The sequence below is a fragment of the Streptomyces sp. NPDC059455 genome (assembly GCF_042750115.1).
Lineage (GTDB): Bacteria > Actinomycetota > Actinomycetes > Streptomycetales > Streptomycetaceae > Streptomyces > Streptomyces endocoffeicus.
Window position 1 is genome coordinate 54,161 of the sequence record NZ_JBHYVB010000004.1, and the last position, 5,324, is coordinate 59,484.

Sequence of the window (5,324 nt, forward strand, 5' to 3'; positions counted from 1 at the left end):
CTTGAAGTTTTAGCGTATCTCGCCCCGTTGGTGGGGGATCGCCGTGACAAGGCTGTGCGACGGGAGGTCGTCGCCGCGCGGCACGATCAGCTCGGCGAGATCGGTCTCGTACGCGGTGATCCCGGCCGTGGCGAGCGCGCCGTTCAGGCCGATCTCCTGCGTGGCCATCGACTTGACCTTGACGACCTCGCGCTCGCCCGTGGCCCGTACCAGCTCGGTGACGATCCGGTTCGCCTCGTCCGCGTCCGCCGCCCAGTGGACCTGGCCGCCGGCCGCCGTGACCGCGCTCTCCAGCTGCTCCAGATACTGGTCGAGATGGCGCAGCGTACGGTCCTTGATGGCCGCGCCCGCGGCGCGCAGCCGCGACCAGTCGTCCAGTTCGGCCACGGCCGTGGCGCGCTTGGCGCGGATGGTGTGGGTGGCGTGCCGGAGGTTGGCACGCAGCTGGGTGTTCCGGGTCGAGGCGTCGGCCGCCTGCGGGAAGGCGGGCATCCCCAGGTAGGTGGCCTGGTGGGTTCCGCTCACCAGACGTCTCCTTCCGTGCTGGCCAGGATCTCGGCGAGGTGGACGGGGCGGACCGTGGAGCCCTGGCGGGCGAGTGTGCCGCCGATGTGCAGCTGGCAGGAGTTGTCGAGCGTGCACACCGCGTCGGCGCCGGTCGCCGTGATGTTGCGCGCCTTGTCCGCCCCCATGGCCGCCGATACGGCCGCGTTCTTGACGGCGAACGTACCGCCGAAGCCGCAGCACTCCTCGGCGCCCGGCAGCTCCACCAGGCTCAGCCCCTTCACGGCCGCGAGGAGCGAGCGCGGGCGGTCGCCGAGCTTCAGCATCCGCAGCCCGTGGCAGGTGGGGTGGTACGTCACGGTGTGCGGGTAGTAAGCGCCGACATCGGTGACCTTCAGGACGTCCGTGAGGAATTCGGTGAGTTCGTACGTCTTGGGGACCGCCTCGGCCGCCGCGTCCGCGAGCTCCTGGCCGCGTCCCTCGGCGGCGGCCTTGGCGCCCATCCGGGGGTAGTTGTCCCGCACCATCGCCGCGCATGACCCCGAGGGGGTCACCACGTATTCGTAGTCGCGGAACGCCGTGGCGTAGCGGCGCAACAGCGGTTCGGTCTCATGGCGGTAGCCGGTGTTGAACTGCGGCTGGCCGCAGCAGCTCTGCGCCTCCGGGAAGCCGACTTCCACGCCGAGCCGCTCGAGGAGCGTGACCACGGCTTGGCCGGTGCGCGGATAGAGGGTGTCGTTGACGCAGGTGATGAAGAGCGCTACGCGCACGGTTCCTCCTCGTCGACCTGGCCGGTGGCGGCCCTAGCCTGGCCGTTGGCGGCCCTTGTGACCCGTGCGTCTCCGAGCCGGGCGGCTGCCCGGTCCCACGCCGAGTGATCACCTGTGGGCTCATACTGCCTCAGTGGCTGGGTGCTGTGAAGCAGGGCGCGCAACTCTGGCAGGCCACCGGTGATCGCTCCGGCCGTCCGGGCCTGGACCAGTACGTTTCCGAGGGCCGCCGCCTCGGCCGGGCCCGCGATCACGGGGAGCCCGCAGGCGTCGGCGGTGAGCTGGCACAACAGCGTGTTGTGCACACCGCCGCCGACGATGTGCACCGCGCTGACCGTACGGCCGGACAGCCGGGTGGCGTCCTCGATCGCGCGGCGGTGGGCCAGGGCGAGGGAGTCCAGGACACAGCGGGTGGTCTCGGCCGGGGTGCGGGGGACGGGCTGGCCCGTGCGGCGGCAGGCGTCGGCGATGCGGTCGGGCATGTGGTGGGGGGCGATGAAGGCGGGGTCGCCGGCGTCCACGACTGAGCGGAGGGGGGTGGCTTGGGCCGCGGCGTGGAGCAGGGCGGTGAGGTCCGTGCTGGCGGCTTGGGTGGTCCGGGTGTTCTCGGTGTCCCAGGTGCGGACGCACTCCTGGAGCATCCACAGGCCCATGATGTTGCGCAGATAGCGGACCGTGCCGTCCACGCCCAGCTCATTCGTGAAGTTGGCCGCGCGGCTCTCCTCCGTGAGCACCGGCGCGTCCAGTTCGAGCCCGGCGAGGGACCAGGTGCCGGTGGCGATGTACGCGAAGTCGGGTGTGGTGGCCGGGACGCCGACTACGGCGGACGCGGTGTCGTGCGAGCCGACGGCGGTCACGGGGAGGGGGCGGGTTATGCCCGTCTCGGCGAGAACGTCCTGGCGCAGGGTTCCGGCCGGATCGCCCGGGTGGCGCAGGGGAGGGAAGAGCGACAGGTCGATGCCCAGCGCCCTTGCCACCGGGGTGGCCCAGTCGCGGGTGCGGGGGTCGATCAGCTGGGTGGTGGAGGCGTTGGTCAGTTCGGTGCCGGGCTCGCCGGTCAGCCAGTACGAGATGAGGTCGGGGATGAGGAGGAGCCGGTGGGCGGCGGTGCGGGCGGGGGTGCCGTGCGCCGCGATGAGCTGGTAGATGGTGTTGAAGGGGAGGTGCTGGATGCCGGTGGCGGCGTAGAGGGCTTGGGGCGGGAGCGCGGCCGCGACCTTTTCGGCGGCGCCGGTGGTGCGGGTGTCGCGGTAGTGGACGGGGTTGGCGAGCAGGGCGCCGTCGGCGGCGAGCAGGCCGTAGTCCACGGCCCAGGTGTCGATGCCGATGCTGGTCAGGCTGTCGCCCGTATGCACGGCAGCTGCCTTGAGGCCGTTCAGGACGCCCTGGTACAGCGACAGGATGTCCCAGTGCAGGGTGCCGAGGAGCCGGACCGGGGCATTGGGGAAGCGGTGCGCCTCGTGGAGGGTCAACCGTTCGGGGGCGACCTCCCCGACGATGACGCGGCCGCTGGACGCACCGAGGTCTACGGCGGCGAAGCGGTGTTCTCTGGTGGGCACGTGGACCTCGCGGGTGCGTGGGTGGTTGCTGTGGTTCGTACGGACGGGGGACGGGGCCTCCGACCTCGTCCCCCCTCACGCGCGTGTCAGCGCAGGAACGCCGCCGCGACGCCGGCGTCGACCGGGATGTGGAGACCCGTGGTGTGGGTCAGGTCGCCGCCGACGAGGGCGAAGACGGCGTTCGCCACGTGGGAGGGGAGAACTTCGCGCTTGAGCAGGGTGCGTTGGGCGTAGAACTCGCCCAGCCTCTCCTCGGGGACGCCGTACACGGCCGCGCGCTGTGCACCCCAGCCGCCCGCGAAGATGCCGGAGCCCTGGACGACGCCGTCGGGGTTCACGCCGTTGACCCGGATGCCGTGCTCGCCCAGTTCCGCTGCCAGGAGGCGGACTTGGTGGGCCTGGTCGGCCTTGGTCGCGGAGTAGGCGATGTTGTTCGGGCCCGCGAACACGGCGTTCTTGGACGTGATGTACACGATATCGCCGCCCATGTCCTGGGCTGTGAACACGCGGGCCGCTTCGCGGGAGGCGAGGAAACTGCCTCGCGCCATGATGTTGTGCTGGAGGTCCCAGTCGGCGGTGGTGGTGTCGAGGAGGGGCTTGGAGATGCTGATCCCGGCGTTGTTGATGAGGATGTCCACGCCGCCGAAGTCCAGCGCCGCCTGATCGAACGCCGCCTTGATCTCCTCTTCCGAGGTGATGTCGACGGTGACGGCCGTGGCCTTGTCCGGGCCGCCGAGCTCTTGGGCCACGGCTTGCGCCGATTCCGCGTTGATGTCCGCGACTACGACGCATGCGCCCTCGGTCACGAGGCGGTGGGCGATCGCCTTGCCGATGCCCGAGCCCGCGCCGGTCACCAGGGCGATGCGGGTCGCGAGGGGCTTCGGCTTGGGCATGCGCTGGAGCTTGGCCTCTTCGAGCGCCCAGTACTCGATGCGGAACTTCTCCGACTCCTCGATGGGGGAGTAGGTGGAAACCGCTTCGGCGCCGCGCATGACGTTGATCGCGTTGACGTAGAACTCGCCCGCCACGCGGGCCGTTTGCTTGTCCTTGCCGTAGCTGAACATCCCGACTCCGGGGATCAGCACGATCGCCGGATCCGCGCCGCGCATGGGCGGGGAGTCGGGAGTGGCGTGGCGGTCGTAGTAGGCCGCGTAGTCGGTGCGGTACGCGGCGTGGAGTTCCTTGAGGCGGTCGATCGTCGTGTCGAGGGGCGCGTCCGGAGGGAGGTCCAGGACCAGCGGGCGGACCTTCGTACGGAGGAAGTGGTCCGGGCAGGAGGTGCCGAGGGCCGCCAGGCGGGGGTGTTCGGCGCGGGAGACGAAGTCCAGGACGGTGTCGCTGTCCGTGAAGTGGCCCACCTGGGGGCGGTCCGTGGAGGCCAGGCCGCGGATCACCGGGGCGAGGGCGGCCGCACGGGCACGGCGCTCGGGATCGGGGAGGGTGGGGTGGACGGCGGGGCCGAACGGGTCCGCCTTGCCGCGTTCGGTGAGGAACCGTTCGGCGGTGCGGATGATGCGGAGCGAGTTCGCCTCGCACGCCTCGGAGGTGTCGCCCCAGGCGGTGATGCCGTGGCCGCCGAGGACGCAGCCGATGGCCTGCGGATTGGCCTTCTTGATGGCGGCGATGTCCAGGCCCAGCTGGAAGCCGGGGCGGCGCCAGGGCACCCAGACGACCTGGTTGCCGAAACACTCCTTGGTGAGCGCCTCGCCGTCGGCCGCGCAGGCGAGGGCGATACCGGAGTCGGGGTGGAGGTGGTCGACGTGGGCGGCGTCCACCAGACCGTGCATGGCGGTGTCGATGGACGGCGCGGCCCCGCCCTTGCCATGCAGGCAGTAGTCGAACGCCGCGACCATCTCGTCCTCGCGGTCCACTCCGGGGTAGACACCGGTGAGCGCGCGCAGGCGGTCCAGCCGGAGCGCGGCGAGCCCGGACTGGGTGAGGGTGCCCAGATCGCCACCGGAGCCCTTGACCCACATCAGCTCGACGTCCTGGCCCGTGACGGGATCGGTCGCGGTGCCCTTGGCGGAGGTGTTTCCCCCCGCGTAGTTGGTATTGCGGGGGTCGGCACCGAGGCGATGCGAGCGCTCCAGGAGCGCGCCCGCGTCGGGGTGGGGTTCTGCGGTCATGTCGTCCTCTTTGTGTGGACCGGTCTCAGCGAGTTTCGGTGACGGCGGGAGGTGTGTCCCGCAGGGGGCGCTTGGGGCCAGTAGTGGTGGGGGACGGCGCCCAAGGGGTTCGGAGCGAAGCCCCCGGGTGTGCGGGGCGGCTTTCCGAGGTGTTCGGGCGACCCGCATGTTCGGGCGAAGCCCCGTCGGGTTCGGGGCGGAGCCCCAGAGGTCTGGGGTAGTGCCCCGGGGTTCGGGGCGGAGCCCCAGGGGGTGCGGGGCGCAGCCCCGGGTTCCGGGGCCCGGGGGCTTGCCCCCGGATTCGGGAAGGGGCGGGGGGGGGGGGGGCCCCGCGCCCCCCCCCCCCCCCCCCCCCCCCCCCCCGG

3 protein-coding genes and 1 pseudogene are annotated in these 5,324 nt (G+C 71.6%); all 4 read right to left on the minus strand.

The genetic code is table 11. The features are described 5' to 3' along the window. Nucleotides 1–69: 69 nt before the first annotated feature. Nucleotides 70–492 (minus strand): annotated as a pseudogene (locus ACFXB5_RS02605) (LUD domain-containing protein); the annotation flags it as partial. A gap of 29 nt (nt 493–521) precedes the next feature. Beyond that, nucleotides 522–1,274, minus strand: a complete 753-nt coding sequence (locus ACFXB5_RS02610) for a (Fe-S)-binding protein (RefSeq protein WP_385201667.1) — start codon at nt 1,272–1,274, stop codon at nt 522–524. Continuing rightward, entirely contained in the window at nt 1,265–2,833 is a 1,569-nt protein-coding gene (locus ACFXB5_RS02615; RefSeq protein WP_385201669.1) for a rhamnulokinase family protein, read from the minus strand. Before ACFXB5_RS02615 ends, ACFXB5_RS02610 begins: the two co-directional genes overlap by 10 nt. An 86-nt stretch (nt 2,834–2,919) precedes the next feature. Further along, nucleotides 2,920–4,959: a bifunctional aldolase/short-chain dehydrogenase gene (locus ACFXB5_RS02620; RefSeq protein ID WP_385201671.1), complete on the minus strand. Its 2,040-nt coding sequence runs from the start codon at nt 4,957–4,959 to the stop codon at nt 2,920–2,922. Between the last annotated feature and the right edge of the window lie 365 nt (nt 4,960–5,324).

Coding starts and splice junctions, on each gene's coding strand:
- ACFXB5_RS02620 (WP_385201671.1), bottom strand. CDS start 4,959: ATGACCGCAGAACCCCACCCCGACGCGGGCGCGCTCCTGGAGCGCTCG.